The 20,175-nt window shown below is 72.1% G+C and carries 17 protein-coding genes; 6 read left to right on the top strand and 11 right to left on the bottom strand.

Translation table 11 applies throughout. The features are described from left to right. Positions 1-73: 73 nt before the first annotated feature. Together ABEB03_RS15320 and ABEB03_RS15315 are read right to left on the bottom strand one after the other, a co-directional pair. The gene (locus tag ABEB03_RS15320; protein ID WP_345647920.1) at positions 74-850 is read right to left on the bottom strand and encodes a 3-keto-5-aminohexanoate cleavage protein; all 777 of its coding nucleotides are present in this window, start codon (positions 848-850) and stop codon (positions 74-76) included. Positions 851-1,328: 478 nt separating this feature from the next. Further along, positions 1,329-1,931, bottom strand: coding sequence for a hypothetical protein (locus ABEB03_RS15315; protein WP_345647917.1), 603 nt, complete (start codon positions 1,929-1,931; stop codon positions 1,329-1,331). A gap of 286 nt (positions 1,932-2,217) precedes the next feature. Here ABEB03_RS15315 and ABEB03_RS15310 point away from each other — a divergent pair, with 286 nt between their 5' ends. Next, complete coding sequence (locus ABEB03_RS15310) at positions 2,218-5,004, top strand: penicillin acylase family protein (RefSeq protein WP_345647914.1); 2,787 nt, start codon at positions 2,218-2,220, stop codon at positions 5,002-5,004. A 60-nt stretch (positions 5,005-5,064) separates the two neighbouring features. Here ABEB03_RS15310 and ABEB03_RS15305 read toward each other — a convergent pair whose 3' ends face one another. Both ABEB03_RS15305 and ABEB03_RS15300 read right to left on the bottom strand, forming a co-directional pair. Continuing rightward, positions 5,065-6,381, bottom strand: a complete 1,317-nt coding sequence (locus ABEB03_RS15305) for a serine-threonine protein kinase (RefSeq protein ID WP_345647911.1) — start codon at positions 6,379-6,381, stop codon at positions 5,065-5,067. 86 nt (positions 6,382-6,467) lie between these two features. After that, on the bottom strand, positions 6,468-7,745 hold the full coding sequence (locus tag ABEB03_RS15300; protein ID WP_345647909.1) for an exo-beta-N-acetylmuramidase NamZ family protein: 1,278 nt from the start codon (positions 7,743-7,745) through the stop codon (positions 6,468-6,470). A gap of 579 nt (positions 7,746-8,324) precedes the next feature. On the opposite strand from ABEB03_RS15300, the gene ABEB03_RS15295 reads away from it, so the two are divergent. From ABEB03_RS15295 to ABEB03_RS15285, 3 genes are read left to right on the top strand one after another with little or no spacing between them, the layout of a single operon-like run. Next, on the top strand, positions 8,325-9,089 hold the full coding sequence (locus tag ABEB03_RS15295) for an SDR family oxidoreductase (protein WP_345647907.1): 765 nt from the start codon (positions 8,325-8,327) through the stop codon (positions 9,087-9,089). Further along, complete coding sequence (locus ABEB03_RS15290; protein WP_345647904.1) at positions 9,086-10,753, top strand: class I adenylate-forming enzyme family protein; 1,668 nt, start codon at positions 9,086-9,088, stop codon at positions 10,751-10,753. The genes ABEB03_RS15295 and ABEB03_RS15290 overlap by 4 nt, the downstream gene beginning before the upstream one ends. A gap of 41 nt (positions 10,754-10,794) precedes the next feature. Continuing rightward, positions 10,795-11,388, top strand: coding sequence for a TetR/AcrR family transcriptional regulator (locus ABEB03_RS15285; RefSeq protein ID WP_345647901.1), 594 nt, complete (start codon positions 10,795-10,797; stop codon positions 11,386-11,388). Positions 11,389-11,601: 213 nt separating this feature from the next. On the opposite strand, the gene ABEB03_RS15280 is transcribed toward ABEB03_RS15285, so the two are convergent. The 7 genes from ABEB03_RS15280 to ABEB03_RS15250 all read right to left on the bottom strand — a co-directional run bounded on the left by ABEB03_RS15280 (position 11,602) and on the right by ABEB03_RS15250 (position 17,110). Beyond that, positions 11,602-12,816 carry an acyl-CoA dehydrogenase family protein gene (locus tag ABEB03_RS15280; protein ID WP_345647897.1) on the bottom strand — a complete coding sequence of 405 codons (1,215 nt, stop codon included), beginning with the start codon at positions 12,814-12,816 and terminating at the stop codon, positions 11,602-11,604. 6 nt (positions 12,817-12,822) lie between these two features. Beyond that, positions 12,823-13,845: a phosphotransferase family protein gene (locus tag ABEB03_RS15275; protein WP_345647893.1), complete on the bottom strand. Its 1,023-nt coding sequence runs from the start codon at positions 13,843-13,845 to the stop codon at positions 12,823-12,825. A 179-nt stretch (positions 13,846-14,024) separates the two neighbouring features. Beyond that, positions 14,025-14,321 (bottom strand): hypothetical protein, encoded by a 297-nt coding sequence (locus ABEB03_RS15270; RefSeq protein ID WP_345647890.1) that lies wholly within the window; start codon positions 14,319-14,321, stop codon positions 14,025-14,027. A gap of 278 nt (positions 14,322-14,599) precedes the next feature. After that, positions 14,600-14,929 carry a DUF202 domain-containing protein gene (locus tag ABEB03_RS15265; protein WP_345647887.1) on the bottom strand — a complete coding sequence of 110 codons (330 nt, stop codon included), beginning with the start codon at positions 14,927-14,929 and terminating at the stop codon, positions 14,600-14,602. After that, positions 14,926-15,318, bottom strand: a complete 393-nt coding sequence (locus ABEB03_RS15260) for a YidH family protein (protein ID WP_345647884.1) — start codon at positions 15,316-15,318, stop codon at positions 14,926-14,928. The genes ABEB03_RS15265 and ABEB03_RS15260 overlap by 4 nt, the downstream gene beginning before the upstream one ends. A gap of 244 nt (positions 15,319-15,562) precedes the next feature. Further along, positions 15,563-16,078, bottom strand: coding sequence for an NUDIX hydrolase (locus ABEB03_RS15255; protein ID WP_345647881.1), 516 nt, complete (start codon positions 16,076-16,078; stop codon positions 15,563-15,565). A gap of 138 nt (positions 16,079-16,216) precedes the next feature. Next, positions 16,217-17,110, bottom strand: a complete 894-nt coding sequence (locus tag ABEB03_RS15250) for a DMT family transporter (protein ID WP_345647878.1) — start codon at positions 17,108-17,110, stop codon at positions 16,217-16,219. Between the two features lie 283 nt (positions 17,111-17,393). Here ABEB03_RS15250 and ABEB03_RS15245 point away from each other — a divergent pair, with 283 nt between their 5' ends. Further along, positions 17,394-19,049, top strand: coding sequence for an FAD-binding dehydrogenase (locus tag ABEB03_RS15245; RefSeq protein ID WP_345647875.1), 1,656 nt, complete (start codon positions 17,394-17,396; stop codon positions 19,047-19,049). Between the two features lie 163 nt (positions 19,050-19,212). Then, complete coding sequence (locus ABEB03_RS15240; RefSeq protein WP_345647872.1) at positions 19,213-20,163, top strand: hypothetical protein; 951 nt, start codon at positions 19,213-19,215, stop codon at positions 20,161-20,163. The last annotated feature ends 12 nt before the right edge of the window (positions 20,164-20,175 follow it).

The following is a 20,175-nucleotide window of genomic DNA, read 5'->3' as shown; positions in this document are numbered from 1 at the left end:
GGTTCCTCAGCTGTGTTTCATCGCCTCCCACTGTCCGGACGGGAAAGTGCTGGATCGAGCGGATTTGCTGCTGCTAGCGTGTGGCGCCTTCATTGCGCGCCGTGCGGTACTCGGCCAGTGCCCGCGTCACCAACTGGGCATTGGAATCGGCCCGTTGTCCGTCCGGCAGGGTCAGGGTGTCCTCCAGGCCGATGCGGGTGGCCAGCCCCTGCCGACCCGCGAGCCGCAGCACCGGCCAGGTGCCGCGGTCGAGGCCGTGCAGCAACACGGGCCGGCCGTGGTGCCGCTCCGAGCGGGTGGGGTCACCGGCACGCGAGGGGCCCGCGCCGAGATCGGCGAGCAGGGCCAGGGCCGACTCCTGCGCCGAGCGCGGCGAGTCGTCCATGACCTCGGCCAGGACGCGCAGGACGCGCGGCCCGAGGGGCGACGCGGCGAAGCGCTCCGCGCCGTCCGTGCCCGACCAGATGCCCGCCTCCACGTCGATGCCACGGTCGAGGAGCGCCGCCGCCACGTCCTCGGCGCCCGGCTCGTGCCAGTTGACCGAGGCGTGGTCGGGCAGGACGGTCCAGGACCGGACCCGCTCCACGCGGGCCGCCGGATCGGGCTCGGCCCACGCGCCCGTGGTCACCCCGACCGGGACGTCCACCCGTGCCCGTATCGCCTCCAGCGTGGCCGCCAGGGCCTTCGGAGACAAAGTGTCCTGGCCGCAGGGGGACTTGGGATGGACATGGATGTCCGACGCCCCGGCCGCGACGGCCTCGGCCGCCGACCGGGCCATCGCCTCCGGCGACATCGGCACGACGGCACCGTCGGCCGACCCGCGCGCTCCGTTCAGACAGACCTGCACCATGCCTCGATGGTGCCACCCACCACCGACAACCGGCCCCCGACGGTCACGCGCCCGACCGCACTCCGCGGGCGACTGCGGCGCGGAACGGCCGGGGCGGCGCCGCAGGGGTCGACGAGCCGCAGGCACCTCCCGGGGGCGCCCTCAGCCGAGTTGACCCCCAGGACCGGCAGGTCGCGGCGCTGCACCGCGTGGACCGGCCTCAGGGCGGCACGCGCGGTCGACGAGCTGCGGGCGGCGCTCAGTGGATCGGCGAGTCGCGAGCGGCGCCGAGTGGGTCGACGAGTCGCGAGCGGCCCCGGTCGGCGGTCCGGCCCAGGCGGCCCCACGGCGTCGACGGGCCGCGGCGGCCCACGGCGTCGACGGGCTTCAGGCAGCCCCGCGGGGTCGACGGCCCTCGGCGGCCGAGGTCGGCCGACGGGCAGGCGGGCCAGGAGCGTTCGCGCGGGGGTGCGGCTCCGTCGACGCACCCCCGTCCTGCTCAGGCCGACATCAGCAGCCTTCCACGCCTGGACTCCGCCAGGGCCTCGGGTGTCAGAACGGGCCGCGGCACCACGATTCCGCAGCTCGTGCAGACGGGTCCTGACGACGGCTCGTGGGCCAGGTCGTACCTCCAGGTGAGGCGCTCCCCGGCGCACACCGGGCAGACCGTGCCCGGCTCGCGCTCCAGCGCGGCGATCAGCCGGCGCAGCACCTCGGCCAGTGGTTCACGGGGATGTACACGGGGGTCGTCGCACCATGCGACGCCGAAGCCGCCCCAGGTCAGCCGGTGCCAGTCGTCGACACTGCCCGGCCTGCGCAGTCCGTCGTGCTTCTCCTTCTTGCGGCGCTGCGCGAACTCGACCTCGTAGGCGAGCCAGACGGAGCGGGCCTCCTCCAACTCCTCCAGCGCGGCCACGAGCCGCGCCGGATCGGGGGACCGGTCCTCCGGACCGAACCCGGCCCGGGAGCACAGATGGTCCCAGGTCGCCCGGTGCCCATAAGGGGCGAACCTCTCAAGGCACTTGCGCAGCGAGTACCGCCGCAGTGCCAGATCGCACCTCGGATCCCGCACCTGTCTCGCCAGACTCCGGAAACCCGCCATCGCCCTGCACCTCCGTCACACCTGCACCTGAACTTCGGTCACTTCGGCGTCGTCGTACGGACGTCGCCGAATAGACGTATCGACAAGCGATTCGGCTCCATCCTTTTTTCCGATGACCGCCACCAGCCGACCGCCGAGTCCCTCCCGGCCTGCCTCCCACCGTTGTCAGCCGCCTGTCGACGACCCGGCCCGGGTGCGATGAATCCAAAAAACTGACGCATGTTCATCTTCCAACTCGGGGATACCGGCGGTAACGTCCGGCCCACCCCCGTCGGGAGGAGCTGCCATGCCACGGCGCACCCCACGTACCGTCCTCGACAGACTGAGAACTCCCCGTCGATTCCCCAAGTTCCTCAAGAGCGCATCCGTATGCGTGCTCATTGCCGGTCTTTTGTCACCGCTTTCCCAGGCGGCGGCGACCGCGGCGCCCTCGGCCGCCGCCGCGAACGACTACTGCGGCGGCCAGTGCTCCGACATCCTCCCGCCCGGTGAGAACGGCAACGCGACCCTCGTCGAGATCCTGCTCAACCAGGCCTTCGGTACCCAGCCGGGCCACGCGGAGGACCAGCTCGCCCCCTACGGCAACCTGGCCAAGGGCTACTCCGGGCTCACCGACACCAAGATCAACGACTTCTTCAACGACGCGTCCTTCGGCGTCCCTTCGGACCAGGTCGCCTCCACCACCAGGCCGCGCAGCGACGTGACGATCGTGCGGGACAAGAAGACGGGCGTCCCGCACATCACCGGCACCACCCGCTACGGCACCGAGTTCGGCGCGGGCTACGCGGCCGCCCAGGACCGGCTGTGGCTGATGGACGTCTTCCGGCACGTCGGACGCGGCCAGCTGACCTCGTTCGCCGGCGGAGCCCCGTCCAACCAGGGGCTGGAGCAGGAGTTCTGGCGCAACGCCCCCTACACCGAGGCGGATCTCCAGGCCCAGATCGACAACGCCACCGCCCAGGCCGGCGAGCGCGGCAAGCAGGCCCTCGCCGACGCCAACGCCTACATCGCCGGCATCAACGCCTACATCGACGCCTCAGACAGCGGTCGCTACTTCCCCGGCGAGTACGTCCTGACCGGACACAAGGACTCCATCACCAACGCCGGCACCATCGACCACTTCAAGCTCACCGACCTGGTCGCGCTGGCCTCCGTCATCGGTGCGCTCTTCGGCTCCGGAGGCGGCGGCGAGGTCAACAACGCCCTCTCGCTGCTCGCCGCCCAGTCCAAGTACGGCGTGGTGGAGGGCACCAAGGTCTGGGAGTCCTTCCGGCAGCGCAACGACCCGGAGGCCGTGCTCACCGTCCACGACGGCGAAAGCTTCCCCTACGCCGTCAAACCGGACGACGCCCAGGGCCAGGCCCTGCCCGACGCCGGTTCGGTGACCCGGGAGCCGCTCGTCTACGACCGCACCGGCAGCGCGGGGACCGCCGCCGCCACCGGCGCCTCCACGACGGCCGCCAAGACCTCCGTCAGCTCGGCGAAGCGCGGCATGTCCAACGCCCTCGTGGTGAGCGGCAAGCACACGGCGAGCGGCCACCCGATCGCCGTCTTCGGCCCGCAGACCGGCTACTTCGCGCCGCAGCTGCTCATGCTCCAGGAGATCCAGGGACCGGGCCTGAGCGCCCGCGGCGCCTCCTTCGCCGGCCTGAGCATGTACGTCGAGCTCGGCCGCGGCCAGGACTACTCCTGGAGTGCCACCACGTCGGGCCAGGACATCATCGACACCTACGCCGTCGAACTGTGCCAGGACGACTACCACTACCTGTACCACGGCACCTGCACGGCGATGGACAAGGTCGAGCGGACCAACTCCTGGAAGCCGACGGTCGCCGACGGCACCGCGGCGGGCTCGTACCGGATGCAGGTCTACCGGACCAAGTACGGCCCCGTGGAGTACCGCGCGACCGTCGGCGGGAAGAAGGTCGCCTACACCACGCTGCGCTCGTCCTTCATGCACGAGGCCGACTCGATCATCGGCTTCCAGATGCTCAACGACCCCGACTACGTGAAGAGCCCGCAGACCTTCCAGAGCGCGGTGCAGCACATCAACTACACCTTCAACTGGTTCTACGCCGACTCCTCGCACACCGCGTACTACAACAGCGGGGACAACCCGGTGCGCGCCACCGGCGTCGACGCCGACTTCCCGGTGTGGGCGCAACCCGCGTACGAGTGGCGGAACTGGGACGCCGCGACGAACACCGCCCAGTACACCCCGGCCTCCGCGCACCCCAACTCCGTGGACCAGGACTACTACATCTCCTGGAACAACAAGCAGGCCAAGGACTACGCCGCGGCCCCCTGGGGCGAGGGTTCGGTGCATCGCGGCAACCTCCTGGAGGACCGCGTCAAGAAGCTCGTCTCCGCGGGCGGAGTGACCAGGTCCGCGCTGGTGAAGGCCATGGCCGACGCGGCCCTCGCCGACCTGCGGGCCGAGGACGTGCTGCCGAAGCTGCTGAAGGTGATCAACAGCTCGACGGTCACCGACCCCGCCGCCGCGGCGGCGGTGAGCAAGCTCTCGGCGTGGGTCACGGCCGGCGCCAGGCGCACGGAGACCTCGGCCGGGTCCCACACGTACGCCGACGCCGACGCGATCCGCATCCTGGACGCCTGGTGGCCGCTGCTGGTGAAGGCGGAGTTCGAGCCGGTCCTCGGCAGCGACCTGTACACCGCGTTCACCGGCAGCATCCCCGTCGACGAGGCGCCGTCGGCCGGGCACGGACCGACCGGCTCGCACGCCGGAAGCTCCTTCCAGTACGGCTGGTGGAGCTATGTCGACAAGGACATCCGGGCCGTGCTCGGCGAGTCGGTGCAGGGCGGCCTGACGCAGAAGTACTGCGGTTCCGGCAGCCTCGGTGCCTGCCGTGACGCACTGATCAGCACCCTGAAGGAAGCCGCGGGCAAGACCGCCGCCCAGGTCTACCCCGGCGACGACCAGTGCTCGGCAGGCGACCAGTGGTGCGCCGACTCGATCGTCCAGCGCACCCTCGGCGGCATCAAGCACGGCAAGATCAGCTGGCAGAACCGGCCGACCTACCAGCAGGTGGTCGAGTACACCTCGCACCGGTAGCCGGCCGGCACGAGAACGCCGGCGGCCCCAGGGGTCGCCGGCGTCCTCGCGGGCGGCGGGTCAGCGGACCCGGCCCGCCGCCAGCACCAGCTGCGCCAGTTCCCGGTGGCAGATGTCGCTGTGGGCCCCGGACGGCGCACCGCCGCGCCTGACCACGGCCGCGGCGTCCACGTTCACGCAGCCGGAGGCGGGCAGTCGCGTGCGCAGGGCCTCGGCCAGCGCGTATTTCTTCGTCCCCGGCACCGCCTGCACCCCGTCGTGCCCCATCGCACCCCACTTGGCGCCCAGCAGCCGGTCGAGGCCGAACTCCGCCGTGGCCGTGCGGGAGTCGCCCGCCATCCGCGAGGCCAGCGGATAGATCTTCCCGAGCGCCGAGTCGAAGTGGGAGTAGCAGCACACCAGGGGGCCGTCGACGCGGTGGTGCTGGCCGTCGAGAACCCCGCTCGCCCGCGGGTCGTGCGGCAGCCGTGCGGCGAACGCGTAGTGCGAGAAGGCCCCTTGGAGCAGGGTCACCGACTTCACGGAACGCACACCCTGCGGCAGCCCGCGCAGGGCGAAGGAGACCAGCCGTCCACCGAAGCTGTGCCCGACGAGATGGACACGTACGTCCGGGGCCGTCTGCGCGAGGTGGCCCACGGCCCGCCCGAGCCCCCGCTCGCCGACCGTCCCCGCGCGCCGCTTCATCGCGTAGTAGGTGGCCTGGCGCAGCAGTTCGTGCGCACCGTCCCACAACCGGGGCAGCGCGAAGGCCTCACCGTCCCCGGACCCGGCGAGCGCCCGCGCGAACTCGTCGCACACCGCCGCCGTGTCCCCGAAGAGCATCAGCGGATCGCCCTCCGGCACACCCTCCGCCAGCGTGTCCGCGGCGAAGGACGTCTGCGGCCCCTGCGGCCGGACCTCGACGAGCAGCCGCACGAGACGGCCGAACTCCTCCAGCGAGGCGCCCTCGTCCGGCTGCTGGTCCAGCAGCCGCGCGATCTGCTCGACCACCGTCGCCCGCCCGGGGAAGACCTCCAGGAGCGCGTGCCGGGTGTTCTTGTCCAGCACCGGCTGCACGGTCGCCGTGTCCTGCGCGGCCGCCGGCCGGGGGAAGTCGGGAATCGGCTCGTCCGAGAACCGCATCGACGGCCACACCACACCCACGTACCCCAGGCGCGCGTTCGGGGCGAGTCCGGGGACGGGTTCGAAGAAGCGGCTGTAGAGGCGGGTCGCACCCGAGCGGTCGTTGTTCCAGCCGTGCGCGAACACGATCAGATCGCGGACCCCCCGCCGGGGCACCTCCGCGAGCAGCCGGTCGAGCTCCCGGCCGTCGGCGTCCCCGTCCGCGTCGAAGGTGAGTTCCCAGTAGGGAGAGACACTCACTTCCGGATCGGCCATGACGGACCCCCTCGTCCCCCGTGGGCGGTGCGATACGGGCGTATCGTCCTACCGGGGCACGAGGTTGGCCATACGTCACGGCTCACTCACTTGTAGACGAGATACTCCTTGCGCATCTGCCGGAAGGCCTGCAGCTCGTCCTGCCAGGCCGCCACGACCTCGTCGGCCGTCGCCCCGGCGTCGATCTTCGTGCGCACCAGGGTCGAGCCCGTGAGTTTGTCGATCCAGTTGTCGGAGCGCCAGGCGAAGCCGCTCCAGACCTGCTTGGCCGTCACGAGCAGCGCGATGCCGGTGCGTACGGGGTCGAAGGCGGCCCGGTCGTGCACATGGATCTGCACGCCCCCGATGGTCTTGCCCTGGAACTTGGAGAACGTGGGGGCGAAGTACGCCTCCCTGAAGTGCACGCCGGGCAGCCCGAGGCGTTCCGCCGCCGCGGCCCACCGCCCGTCGACGCCCTCGGCGCCGAGCAGCTCGAACGGGCGGGTGGTGCCCCGCCCCTCCGACAGGTTGGTGCCCTCGAAGAGACAGGACCCCGAGTAGACCAGGGCGGTGTCGGGCGTCGGCATGTTCGGGCTCGGCGGCACCCAGGGCAGCCCGGAGGCGTCGTAGAAGTCCGAGCGTTTCCAGCCGGACATCAGGACCGTGTCCAGCTTCACCGGCGTCGTCAGGAACTCCTTGTTGAACAGCCGCGCCAGTTCCGCCACGGTCATCCCGTGCGCCTGGGAGACGGGCTGCCGTCCGACGAAGGTCGCGAACTCCTTGTGCAGGACGGGCCCGAGCGCGTCCCGCCCCGTCACCGGGTTCGGCCGGTCCAGCACCACGAAGCGCTTGCCGGCGAGCTGTGCGGCTTCCATGCAGTCGTACAGCGTCCAGATGTAGGTGTAGAAGCGGGCGCCCACGTCCTGGATGTCGAAGACCACGGTGTCCACACCGGAGGCGGTGAAGACGTCGGCGAGCGGCTGCCCGCTCTTCTGGTACGTGTCGAAGACGGGGAGCCCGGTCGCCGGGTCGTCGTAACGGCCCTCGGAACCACCGGCCTGCGCGGTGCCGCGGAAGCCGTGCTCGGGGCCGAAGACGGCGATCACGTTCACCCGGGCGTCGGTGTGCATGACGTCGACGATGTGCCGGACGTCGCGGGTGACGCCCGTCGGGTTGGTGACCACGCCGACCCGCTCGCCGTCCAGCAGCGCGTAGCCGTCCCCTTCGAGGCGCTCGAAGCCGGTGCGCAGCTTGGCGCGGCCGCCCGGGGCCGCCGAGGCCGGTACCGGAGCCAGGGCCGCCGCGGCGGTGCCGGCGGCGAGGACGGCCCGTCTGGACAGGGGGGTCCCCCCACGTCGTGCGGAGCCGGAAGCGTCGGGGCGCATGGTGTGACCTCCGTGATCGCGGAAGCTGGCATGGGCACGCTACGCGCTCCGCGGGGTGATCCGGAATACCCGCGAACGCGGCGCGAACCGCGCTCCGTGAGCCGCCCCGAGCCGACGCCGCCAGGTCCGGGACGGTCCCGCCGGGTACGCGCCGATACCGCCGAGTCCGCGCCGGTACCGCCGGGTCCGTGAGGTGGCGCCCGGGACGTGCCCCGGACCGCGCCTGGTGCCGCCCGGGTGAGGCCGTGGGGTCTCGCACCCGGACCACTTCACCCTGACCGGAATCAGTGGACGGCGCCTGTCAGGTGTGCCGGATGGCGCAACAGGGTCCCCCGCCCGACCGTGTTCCCCGTTCCCGCGGCCCACGCGAGCGTGCTCCCGCGTGTCCGGGAGAGCCGCGCCGCAGGGGTGACGCCGTCGGGGGCGTACGGTCGGGCTGCCTCGCCGCGCCGCGGGGGAGCCGCACAGATCACACCGCCCGGGCCTCCCGCGACGCCGGACACCCCTTCCCTCGCAACATACCGACTGGTTAGTCTGGCGCTGCAGCAGAGCCGATTCGCGTCGCGTCGAAGGAGACCGATGGTGGAAGCCGTGCAGGATGCCCGAGTGGTCGTCACCGGAGCGGGAGGCGGTATCGGAGCCGCCCTGGCCCGGCGCTTCGCCGCCGAGGGGGCCAGGGTCGTCGTGAACGACCTGGACGCCGCCAAGGCCCGGGCCGTGGCCGACGAGATCGGCGCCGTCGCGGTCCCGGGCGACGCGTCCACGATCGTCGCCGAGGCGCGCGACGCCCTCGGCGGCACGATCGACGTCTACTGCGCCAACGCCGGTCTCGCCTCCGCCGGCACCGAGGCCGCCGGCGAGAAGGTCTGGGAGCTGGCCTGGGACGTCAATGTGATGGCCCACGTACGCGCCGCCCAGGAACTGCTCCCGGCCTGGCTGGAGCGCGGCAGCGGCCGGTTCGTCTCCACCGTCTCCGCCGCCGGACTGCTCACCATGATCGGCGCCGCGCCCTACAGCGTCACCAAGCACGGCGCGTACGCCTTCGCCGAATGGCTCTCCCTGACGTACCGCCACCGCGGCCTCAAGGTCCACGCGATCTGTCCGCAGGGCGTGCGCACCGACATGCTCGACGCCACCGGAAGCGCCGGTGACCTGGTGCTCCAGCCCACCGCCATCGAGCCCGAGGACGTCGCCGACGCGCTCTTCAAGGGCATCGAGGAGGACCGCTTCCTGATCCTGCCGCACCCCGAGGTCGCCGGGTTCTACGCGGCACGGGCCGCGGACCCCGACCGCTGGATGACGAACATGAACCACATCCAGCAGAAGTGGGAGGCGGGCCGGTGACCACTTCCGGCTACGCCGCCCAGCCGTGGCTGGCACTGCTCGACGAGGCCCAGCGTGCCCCCGTGAGCCCGCCCGACACCCTGGTGCACGCGATCCGCGCGGCCGTGGCGCACACCCCCGACCGCACCGCGCTGGCCTACTTCGACGGCCGGCTCAGCTACCGCGAGATCGACGCGCTGAGCGACTCGGTCGCCGGGCACCTCGCCGCCGGTGGCCTGGAGCGCGGCGACCGGGTCGCCGTCCTGCTCCAGAACTCCCCGCAGTTCGTGGTCGCCCTGCTCGGCGCCTGGAAGGCCGGCGCGACCGTCGTCCCCGTCAACCCGATGTACAAGTCGGCCGAGGTCCGGCACGTGCTCGACGACGCCGCGGTCGTCGCACTCGTCTGCTCCGACCGGGCCTGGGACTCCTATCTGCGGGAGACGGCCGCCGACTCCTCCGTACGCCTCGTCCTGACGGCGTGCGAGCTGGACCTCCAGACGCGCAACGACACCCGCGTACTGAACTTCGAGCGGCTGCCCGCCGCCGCGGGCACCGCCGACCTCGTGGACGTCGCCCGGCAGGGCCACCCGGCACCCGGCGGGCGTGACCTCGGACCCGCCGACATCGCCCTGATCAGCTACACCTCCGGCACGAGCGGCACCCCCAAGGGAGCCACCAACACGCACGGCAACATCATGTACAACGCCGAGCGGCAGCGGACCGGCCTCGGCCTGCCCGAGTCGCCCGTGTACTTCGCGATGGCGCCCCTGTTCCACATCACCGGCATGGTCTGCCAGCTCGCCGCCTGCCTCAACAGCCGGGGCACGCTCGTCCTCGCCTACCGCTTCGAGCCGGGGGTCGTCCTCGACGCGTTCACCGAGCACGCGCCCCACTACACCGTCGGCCCGTCGACCGCGTTCATGGCCCTGGCCGCGCACCCGGCGGTCACCCCCGGGCACTTCGCCTCCTTCACGGTCATCTCCTCCGGCGGCGCCCCGCTGCCGCCCGCCCTCGTCGAGAAGTTCCGCGCCGGCTTCGGGCCGTACATCCGCAACGGCTACGGCCTCACCGAGTGCACCGCGCCCTGCGCCTCCGTGCCACCGAGCCGAGAAGCGCCGGTCGACCCGGTCTCGGGGACACTCGCGGTGGGTGTGCCCGGCCCCGACACCGTCGTGCGCATCGTCGACGACCTCGGGCAGGAGGTGCCGTTCGGGGAGCAGGGCGAGATCGTCGTACGGGGACCGCAGGTCGTCCCCGGCTACTGGCACCGCCCCGAGGCCACCGCCGAGACCTTCCCGGACGGTGAGCTGCGCACCGGCGACATCGGCTTCATGGACGCCGACGGCTGGCTGTACGTGGTCGACCGCAAGAAGGACATGATCAACGCGTCCGGTTTCAAGGTGTGGCCCCGAGAGGTCGAGGACGTCCTCTACACCCATCCGGCGGTCCGCGAGGCGGCCGTGGTCGGGGTGCCGGACGGCTACCGCGGCGAGACCGTCAAGGCGTACATCAGCCTGCGTCCGGGCGCCGAGGAGGACCCCGACGCGCTCGCCGCGTACTGCAAGGAGAGACTGGCCGCCTACAAATACCCGCGGGAGGTGGAGATCCTCCCCGACCTGCCGAAGACGGCAAGTGGGAAGATCCTCCGTCGGGAACTGCGTTCCCGCTCCCATGAGTCCCAGTAGACGACAACGCGAAGACAACCCTCGGAAGGCAGGTGGCGGCAGTGCCCAGGACGACGGACGGTGACGGCACGCCCGTCCCGCAGCGGCTCTTGGCCGCCGCCACCCGGCTCTTCGCGGAGCAGGGGTACGACCGGACCTCCGTGCAGGAGATCGTGGAGGCGGCCGGCGTCACCAAGGGGGCGCTGTACCACTACTTCGGGTCCAAGGACGACCTCCTGCACGAGGTCTACGCGCGCGTGCTGCGCATCCAGCAGGAGCGGCTGGACGCCTTCGCCGACGCGGACGCGCCCGTCGAGGAGCGGTTGCGCGGGGCCGCGGCCGACGTCGTCGTCACGACGATCGACAACCTCGACGACGCGTCGATCTTCTTCCGCTCCATGCACCACCTCAGCCCCGAGAAGCACAAGCAGGTGCGTGCGGAACGGCGGCGCTACCACGAGCGCTTCCGCGCGCTGATCGAGGAGGGCCAGAAGAAGGGCGTCTTCTCCACGGCCACGCCCGCGGACCTGGTCGTCGACTACCACTTCGGCTCCGTGCACCACCTGTCCACGTGGTACCGCCCCGACGGCCCGCTCAGCCCCCAGCAGGTCGCCGACCACCTCGCGGATCTCCTGCTCCGTGCGCTGAGGCCGTGACCGCCGGGGCTCCGACCCCGTACCCCCGTATCGGCCTGGACGGCCTCGTCCTCGAGCGCCGGACGGGCCGGGACTCTCCGGCGCCGGGCGGCAAAGGTCCAGCCCCTCCGGCGCTCGATGAGCTGGGTCCGGGGGCGGAGCCCCGGGGACGGGACGGGCAGGGGCGGCGGGGCGAGAACCCCTGAGGCCGCCCCACCGCCCGTGGAGCCACGCTCACAGGTACTGCTTGATCTCCCGCCGCGCCAGCGACCGCTGATGCACCTCGTCCGGTCCGTCGGCCAGCATCAGCGTGCGCGCGCTCGCCCACAGCTCCGCCAGCGGGAAGTCCTGGCTGACGCCCCCGGCCCCGTGCAACTGCACGGCCTTGTCGAGGATGTCGACCACGGTACGCGGCGTGGCGATCTTGATGGCCTGGATCTCGGTGTGCGCACCCTTGTTGCCGACCGTGTCCATCATCCACGCGGTCTTCAGCACCAGCAGCCGCAGCTGCTCGACGGCGACCCGGGCGTCGGCGATCCAGTTCTGCACGACGCCCTGCTGGGCGAGCGGCTTGCCGAACGCCGTACGGGAAACGGCCCGGCGGCACATCAGCTCGATCGCCCGCTCGGCCATGCCGATCAGCCGCATGCAGTGATGGATCCGCCCCGGCCCGAGCCGCGCCTGGGCGATGGCGAAGCCGCCGCCCTCCTCGCCGACCAGGTTGCCGACGGGCACCCGCACCTGGTCGAAGACGACCTCGGCGTGACCTCCGTGCGAGTGGTCCTCGTAGCCGTACACCTGCATGGCGCGCCGTACCTCGACGCCCGGGGTGTCGCGCGGCACCAGCACCATCGACTGCTGACGGCGGATGTCGGATCCCTCGGGGTCCGTCTTGCCCATCACGATGAAGATCTTGCAGTCCGGGTTCATCGCCCCGGAGATGTACCACTTGCGGCCGGTGATGACGTACTCGTCGCCGTCCCGCCGGATGTGCGTGGTGATGTTCGTGGCGTCGGAGGAGGCCACCTCCGGCTCGGTCATCGCGAACGCCGAACGGATCTCACCGGCGAGCAGCGGCTCCAGCCACTGCTTCTTCTGCTGCTCGTCGCCGAACTGCGCGAGCACCTCCATGTTCCCGGTGTCGGGCGCGGCGCAGTTCAGCGCGGTGGGCGCCAGGTGCGGGCTGCGGCCGGTGATCTCGGCGAGTGGCGCGTACTGGAGGTTGGTCAGCCCGGCGCCGTACTCCGAGTCGGGCAGGAAGAGGTTCCACAGGCCCTGCCTGCGGGCCTCGGCCTTCAGCTCCCCGACGACGGCCGGGGTGTCCCAGGGCGACGCCAGCCGGGCGCGCTGTTCCTCGGCGACGGCCTCCGCCGGATAGACGTACTCGTCCATGAAGGCGAGCAGCTTGGCGCGCAGCTCCTCGGTGCGTGCGTCGAATGCGAAGTCCATGACGGATCAGCCTTCCTGAAGGGTGGTCAGGCCGTGCTCGATGAAGAAGGGCACCAGCTCGCCGATGCGGTCGAAGCCGGCGCCGACCGTCTGGCCGAGCGTGTAGCGGTAGTGGATGCCCTCCAGGATCACGGCGAGCTTGAACCAGGCGAAGGCCGTGTACCAGGAGACGGCGGACACGTCGCGTCCCGAGCGCGCGGCGTACCGCTCGACGAGCTCGGCCGGGTCGGGGTGCCCGGCGGCCGAGGCGGTCGTGCTGATGGGGGAGTTCGGCAGGTCCAGCGGCGCGCTGTACATCACCAGCAGGCCGAGGTCGGTGAGCGGATCACCGAGCGTGGACATCTCCCAGTCGAGGATGGCCTTGATGCGGTCGTCGGTGCCGATCAGCACGTTGTCGAGCCGGTAGTCGCCGTGCACCACGGCGGGCGCCGGGGAGTGCGGCAGCTCGCGTCCCAGGGCGGCGTGCAGCTCGTCGATCCCCGCGAGCTCACGGTTCCTGGACGCGTCCAGCTGCTTGCCCCAGCGGCGCAGCTGCCGGTCGAGGAATCCCTCCGGGCGGCCGAAGTCGCCGAGGCCCACTTCCTCCGGGTCGACCGCGTGCAGCTCGACCAGCGTGTCCACCAGACCGAGGACGGCGTCGCGGGTGCGCTGCGCGCCGAGCGGGGCGAGCTGCTGCGCCGTGCGGTACGGCGTTCCCTCCACGAATTCCATGACGTAGAACGGCGCACCGAGCACCGACTCGTCCTCGCACAGCAGCAGCGGGGCGGGTACCGGCACGGCCGTCGGGTGCAGGGCGCTGATCACCCGGTGCTCGCGCTTCATGTCGTGCGCGGTGGCCAGCACATGGCCCAGCGGAGGACGTCGGACGACCCACTTCGCGGTGCCGTCGGTGACCGCGTAGGTGAGGTTCGACCGTCCGCCTTCGATCAGCCGGCCGGTCAGGGGGCCGTGCACCAGTCCCGGGCGCTCACGGTCGAGCAGGCCGCGCAGCTGGTCGAGATCGAGACCTGGCGGGTGGTCTGGGCTCATCATTGCTCCTACGCACATGGAAACCGGATGTCGACCATGATGCCGACCGGTCGGTATGTCGTCCAGTGGGTGCGCGAAACGTGATCGGCGTCTCCCCGGGGCCGCGCGCAACGTGCGGGCCGCGCGGCCGAGGGGAGACGCCGTGAGGGGGTGCCGGGTCGGCGCCGGAGGGCGACTGCTCAGTGGTCGTCCCAGTGCCCGTCGTGCCGGGCGTGCCGGTGGCCGTCGTGCAGGTAGTCGAGGTGGTCGCCGTGCGCCACGGCCGTGTGCCCGCAGTCTTGGCCGTGCTGGTGCGCGTGTTCCTCGTGCGCGACGTGGCCGCTCGGCTCGCACTCGTCCCAGTGCCCGGAGTGCTCGCGGTGCAGGTGTCCGTCGTGCGCGTAGTCGACGTGGTCCCCGTGCCGTACCTGGGGGTGACCGCAGTCCGGGCCGTGGGTGTGCTCGTGGGTCGGGTGCTCCTGGTGAAGGGTGGTCATGCTGCTCACCTTCGGAAGTGGCGTGGAATGACGGCTCAGGCTAGCGCCGCGAAACGTGTCAATCGTGACTTTTCGGGCATGCGTGCCGTCCGTGTACTCCGGAGGGTCGAGACCGTCGTGCGCCCGCGGAGCCGACGGGTCCGACGAGCGGGGACGGCGGGCGGGCCCGCCCGCCGTTGACCAGCCCCCTCCGTAGTAGGCCGATCGGTGGGCCGACCGGGGCGGCGGACCAGGGGCACCCGAGGGGAGTGGCCCCGGAGGGCCGGCGGAACTGTCCCTCAGAACACGAGCGCCAGCGCGCACACGGCCAGCGCCACCGTGCACAGGGCCGCCGCGGTCGCGTGCCGGGGCGCGAGTGCCGCCGGGCCGCCCGGGCCGGCCGTCGACAGGGTCCGGATGCGGTGATGCGCCAGCGCCAGAAAGCCCAGCCACAGCGCGCAGCACAGCGCACAGGCCAGCAGGCCGGCCACCGAGCGGCCGCCGTGCAGCGCCGTCTTCATGGCGAGCAGGGCGGCGACCGTGCTCGACAGGGTCGTACGGCGCCAGGCGAGGCGGGTGCGCTCCGGCTGGAGGCCCGGGTCCCGCTCGTCCCGGGCCTGCGAGGTCACCCCGCCCACCCGGCGAGCACCACGAACACCATCGCGAGCGCGACGACGGCGACGGCGATGCTCAGCAGTGCGGGGAAGCGCGACACCGGCAGGTCCTCGCCGCGGCGCATGGCGCGCTCGCAGCGCACCCAGTGATTGACGGCGCGCAGCGAGCAGAGCACGCCCGCGCCCAGCAGGGCGAGCGCGAGGCCGACGCGCCAGGCCCAGCGCAGGTCCGGCAGGAACTGGTCCACCGCGAAGCCGCCGCCGATCAGCGCGAGCGCCGTGCGCAGCCAGGCGAGGAAGGTCCGCTCGTTCGCCAGCGAGAACCGGTAGTCCGGCGTCCCGCCCTCCCGTCGGATCTCCTGGGGCGCGAACCACAACCGGACATTCCGCACGAGTTCGATCACGCCCAGGACCCTACCGGTCCGGTGCGGGGCGCATCCCGGGGTCCTCCGCCCGCTGCCCGGCCCCTCCGCCCGAGGTGGTCTGTCGGCACGGCCCCTCTGCGCGGGGCCCGCCCCTCGGTCTGCTGCCGGGCCCTCCACCCGAGGCCTGGCCCCGCGGCCCGCTGCCCGGCCCCTCCCTCCGAGGCGGTCTGCGGCACGGCCCCGGCTCCGCCGCCCGGGTCCTCGGCCCGCCCCGCCCGGTTCCTCAGTCCGCCGAGCGGTGCTCCTTGAGCCGCTCGTAGGCGGCCAGGCCGTCCGGGACCCACGTCCAGTCCGCCAGACGGCCCTCCAACTCCTCGTCGGAGAGGAAGTCGTGCCAGGCGACCTCTTCCACCTGCGGGTTCACCGGCAGCTCGCAGCGCACCTCGTACACGGCCGACCACCAGCTCTGCCCGGCACCGTCGTCGTACAGGAACTTGAACAGCGGCACGGGCCGCGGGAGCCCCTGGACGCCGAGCTCCTCCTCCGCCTCACGCAGCGCGGCGCCGTCGTAGGACTCGCCCGCGCCGACGACCCCACCGACGAACATGTCGTAGAAGGAGGGGAAGACCAGCTTCGTGGGCGTGCGGCGATGGACGAAGACACGGCCCTCGGCGTCCCGCGCCAGGACGAACACGGCCCGGTGGCGCAGCCCGCGCGCGTACGCCTCCCCTCGCCGGGACTGCCCGATGACCTGGTCGTTCTCGTCCACGATGTCGAGGATCTCGTCGGCGGCGCTCATGCCCCCATCCAAGCAGTCCCGGGCGACGTGCGGGCGGTGTGCCCGCCGCCCGGTGCGGAGGTCCCACGCCCCGCGCGGTCCGCGTCGTCCGGACCGGCCCCCGCTCCTACGCGGTCGGCGTCGTCCGGAGCGTGCCCTTCAACGCGGCTGGAGGTCTCGCGACCGTTCCGTCTCCGAGGTGCCGGCGGGCATCGCCGGGTGCAGTCCCAGCAGCACGATGCCCACCACGACGGCGGCGAGGCCCGCGGCCTCCCACGCGAGCGCCCCGGCGTCCATGCGCAGCCGGTCGCCGAGGAAGCCCACCCCGCAGACGATGCCGGCGATCGGCTGGGCGGCGGTGAGCGCGGGCAGCGACATCCGCAGCGGCGCGGTCTCGAAGGCGCTCTGGACCAGGATCAGGCCGGTCACGCCGAGCACCAGCACCACGTAGGGCTGCCAGCCGGTGAGCAGTTCGCCCCAGCCGCCCTCGCCGAACCGCTGGCCGCTGACCCGGGTCAGCGCGTCCTGGACGCCGTACAGCAGTCCGGCGGCGAGGGCGAGCAGCACCGGAGCCGCGCTCAGCCGGGACCGCTTGGCGTACGTGGTGAGGACCAGGGCGAGGCCGATCATGATCCCGATGATCAGCCAGTGGCGCAGCGGATCGGTGACGGCGTCGCCGCCCTCCGGCTGTCCGGCCACGATGAACGCGGTGACCCCGCCGGCGAGCAGCGCGAGCCCGGCCCATCCCTGCCGGCCCAACGGTTGTTTCGTCTGATGACGGGAGAGGGCGAGCGCGAAGAGGAGATTCGTCGCGAGCAGCGGTTCCACGAGGGAGAGCTCGCCCTTGCCCAGGGCGATCGCACCGAGGACCAGGCCGCAGACCATGAGCCCTATGCCGCCGAGCCAGCGCGGGACGCGGATGAGGTCGAGCAGCAGTCGGGGGGAGAGGAAGTCGCTGAGCGGCGCGTGCGAGGCCGCGTTCTGCTGGAGCACGAAGCCGAAGCCGAGACAGCAGGCCGCGCTCACGGCAAGGATCAGAACGAGAACCGACACGCTGAGTACCTCTTGACGTCAGGCGGGCCACGGTTGCGTTCCCGCCGACTGTAGTGCCATGGGCCGGGGCCTGCCCCCGGGAGTACCCGGAATCAGGCAGTTGACTCGGTCACTCTTCTTGCCGAAGGATCTGACCGACCAGTAACAAGCTGTGGTCGACGGCGACGTCAACCTCCACCAATGTCTCATCAACCAACGACGAAGCCGGTCGGTTCGTGACAAACGTCATGAATCCCCCCATGACGACCGATCCGACCAGTCGGAATGCCGAGAGGACGGGCCCATGGCCTACGACGCAGATGTGATCGTGATCGGAGCGGGCCTCGCCGGGCTCGCGGCGACCGCGGAGCTCGTCGACGCGGGCCGCAGGGTGATCCTCCTCGATCAGGAGCCCAAGCAGTCGATCGGCGGGCAGGCGCACTGGTCGTTCGGCGGGCTCTTCTTCGTCGACTCGCCCGAGCAGCGCCGCATGCGGATCAAGGACAGCCACGCGCTCGCCCTTCAGGACTGGATGGGCACGGCCGCCTTCGACAGGCCCGAGGACCACTGGCCCCGGCAATGGGCCGAGGCCTACGTCGACTTCGCGGCCGGCGAGAAGCGGTCCTGGCTGCACCGGCAGGGCGTGCGGTTCTTCCCCGTGGTGGGCTGGGCCGAGCGTGGCGGCTACGACGCCAACGGGCACGGCAACTCGGTACCCCGCTTCCACATCACCTGGGGGACCGGGCCCGGCCTCGTCGCGCCCTTCGAGCGGCGGGTGCGGGCGGGTGCCGCCCGCGGGCTGGTGCAGCTGAAGTTCCGCCACCGCGTCACGGGTCTGTCCCGCAGCGGGGGCTCCGTGGACACCGTCACCGGCGAGATCCTGGAACCGTCCGGTATCGAACGCGGCCAGGCCAGCAGCCGCAAGGTCACCGGCGCCTTCGAGTTCAAGGCCCAGGCGGTGATCGTCACGTCGGGCGGTATCGGCGGCAACCACGACCTCGTGCGGGCCAACTGGCCGGAGCGGCTGGGCAGCCCGCCCGAGCGGATGATCGCAGGCGTGCCCGCGCACGTGGACGGCAGGATGCTGGGGATCGCCGAGGAAGCCGGTGCCCGCCTCATCAACCGCGACCGGATGTGGCACTACACCGAGGGCATCCAGAACTGGAACCCGATCTGGGAGAACCACGGCATCCGCATCCTCCCGGGCCCGTCCTCCCTGTGGCTCGACGCGCGCGGCAACCGCCTGCCGGTGCCGCTCTTCCCCGGCTTCGACACGCTGGGCACGCTCGAACACATCATGCGGACCGGGTACGACCACACGTGGTTCGTGCTCGACCAGCGGATCATCGGCAAGGAGTTCGCGCTCTCCGGCTCGGAGCAGAACCCGGACCTGACCGGCAAGTCGGTCAAGGACGTGATCGGCCGGGCGCGCGCCGACGTGCCGGGTCCGGTCAAGGCGTTCATGGACCACGGGGCGGACTTCGTCGTGGAGAAGGACCTCGGGGCGCTGGTGCGCGGGATGAACGCGCTCACCAAGGAACCGCTCATCGACGAGGCCGCGCTGCGCCACGAGATCGTCGCCCGCGACCGCGAGATCGCCAACCCGTTCACCAAGGACCTTCAGGTCACGGCGATCCACGGTGCCCGCAGGTTCCTCGGAGACCGGCTGATCCGCACGGCCGCGCCGCACCGCATCCTCGACCCCAAGGCGGGACCGCTGATCGCCGTCCGGCTCAACATCCTCACCCGCAAGACGCTCGGAGGACTGGAGACGGACCTCTCCTCGCGCGTCCTCACGGAGGGCGGTGACCCGCTGGAGGGCGTGTACGCCGCGGGTGAGGCCGCCGGGTTCGGCGGCGGCGGGGTCCACGGCTACCGCTCGCTCGAAGGCACCTTCCTCGGCGGCTGCCTGTTCTCCGGACGCACCGCGGGACGGGCGGCGGCCAAGGCGGTCGGCTGACCGGGAAGCGGAGTGCCGGCAGCGGGCCGTGGGGGCAACCCCGCGGCCCGCAAGGGGAGTTGACACGTGTAGCGAACCGGTCGCCCTTGACGTGAAGCCTTGGCTGCCGGTTGGCTGTGCGTGATCGGCTCCCGACGAACCGCGCCTGTGAGGACGACCCGCGGTGTCACCACCCCCGCCTCCCCTCGGCCGCGGTCGCAAGCGCGCGGCCCATGCCTTCGACCCCGCGCTCGACGACGCCGAACTCGGCACGGCACGCACCGCGTTGAACCAGGGCCGCTGGACGGCCGTGCGCGCACTGCTCACCGCGACCGGCGACGACTGGGACCGCCGCGGCCACCGCGTCACCGTGCTGGCCCAGGCGCCCGCCGCGCTCGCCTGGGTCCGCGACTGGCAGCTCGCGGAACCCGAGTCCGCCGACGCCGCGGTGCTTTTCGGCTGTGCCACCGTCCAGCGCGCGCTGGACGGCAAGGCGCGGCCGGAGCGCGCCCGCGAGGCCTGTCACGCCGCCGCGGCGCTCGCGCCCGCCGACCCCACGCCGTGGCTCGGCCTGCTCGTCCTGGAGCGGACCCTCGGCACCGAGGACGAGGTGGTGCGGCTCTTCGACGAGGTCCGCCACCGCTACGCCGACCACCATCACGCCCACCATCTGATGGTGGCCCGGCTCGCCGAGCGTCGCGCCGCCGCGGGCCAGGACCCGCTGCACGAGGTCTACGACTTCGCCAACTGGGCGGCCGAACAGGCCCCCGCCGACTCGCCCCTCGCCGTCCTGCCGGTCGTCGCGCACGCCGAGCGCTACCGCGTGCTCGCCGGCGCCGGCAGCGAACCCGCCGACCCGGTCGCCTCCGGGCACTGGGTCGGACGCCGGGCCCGCCAGGTGATGAAGGCCGCCTTCGACTGGTGGCTGGAGTGGGAGCACGAGGACCACCCGCGCCGCCTGGTCGACCTGAACTTCCTCGCCCACGCCAAGTTCTGCGAGGGGCGCGGTGCCGAGGCCGCCGCCCTGTTCCACCGCATCGGCGAGCACGCCACCGAGGCGCCGTGGTCGTACCCCGACCGCGACCCCCACCGAGCCTTCCGTGCCGCACGCGACAGCGCGCTCGGCACGGTCTGAACAGCACCTCCG

The sequence above is a fragment of the Streptomyces siamensis genome (genome assembly GCF_039543605.1).
GTDB lineage: Bacteria > Actinomycetota > Actinomycetes > Streptomycetales > Streptomycetaceae > Streptomyces > Streptomyces siamensis.
This window is presented reverse-complemented; position numbering and strand designations above follow the sequence as displayed.

Bases quoted from the DNA above. Each gene is read 5' to 3' on its own strand.
- ABEB03_RS15320 (WP_345647920.1), bottom strand. From the start codon at position 850: ATGGTGCAGGTCTGTCTGAACGGAGCGCGCGGGTCGGCCGACGGTGCC.
- ABEB03_RS15315 (WP_345647917.1), bottom strand. From the start codon at position 1,931: ATGGCGGGTTTCCGGAGTCTGGCGAGACAGGTGCGGGATCCGAGGTGC.
- ABEB03_RS15310 (WP_345647914.1), top strand. From the start codon at position 2,218: ATGCCACGGCGCACCCCACGTACCGTCCTCGACAGACTGAGAACTCCC.
- ABEB03_RS15305 (WP_345647911.1), bottom strand. From the start codon at position 6,381: ATGGCCGATCCGGAAGTGAGTGTCTCTCCCTACTGGGAACTCACCTTC.
- ABEB03_RS15300 (WP_345647909.1), bottom strand. From the start codon at position 7,745: ATGCGCCCCGACGCTTCCGGCTCCGCACGACGTGGGGGGACCCCCCTG.
- ABEB03_RS15295 (WP_345647907.1), top strand. From the start codon at position 8,325: ATGGTGGAAGCCGTGCAGGATGCCCGAGTGGTCGTCACCGGAGCGGGA.
- ABEB03_RS15280 (WP_345647897.1), bottom strand. From the start codon at position 12,816: ATGGACTTCGCATTCGACGCACGCACCGAGGAGCTGCGCGCCAAGCTG.
- ABEB03_RS15275 (WP_345647893.1), bottom strand. From the start codon at position 13,845: ATGAGCCCAGACCACCCGCCAGGTCTCGATCTCGACCAGCTGCGCGGC.
- ABEB03_RS15270 (WP_345647890.1), bottom strand. From the start codon at position 14,321: ATGACCACCCTTCACCAGGAGCACCCGACCCACGAGCACACCCACGGC.
- ABEB03_RS15255 (WP_345647881.1), bottom strand. From the start codon at position 16,078: ATGAGCGCCGCCGACGAGATCCTCGACATCGTGGACGAGAACGACCAG.
- ABEB03_RS15245 (WP_345647875.1), top strand. From the start codon at position 17,394: ATGGCCTACGACGCAGATGTGATCGTGATCGGAGCGGGCCTCGCCGGG.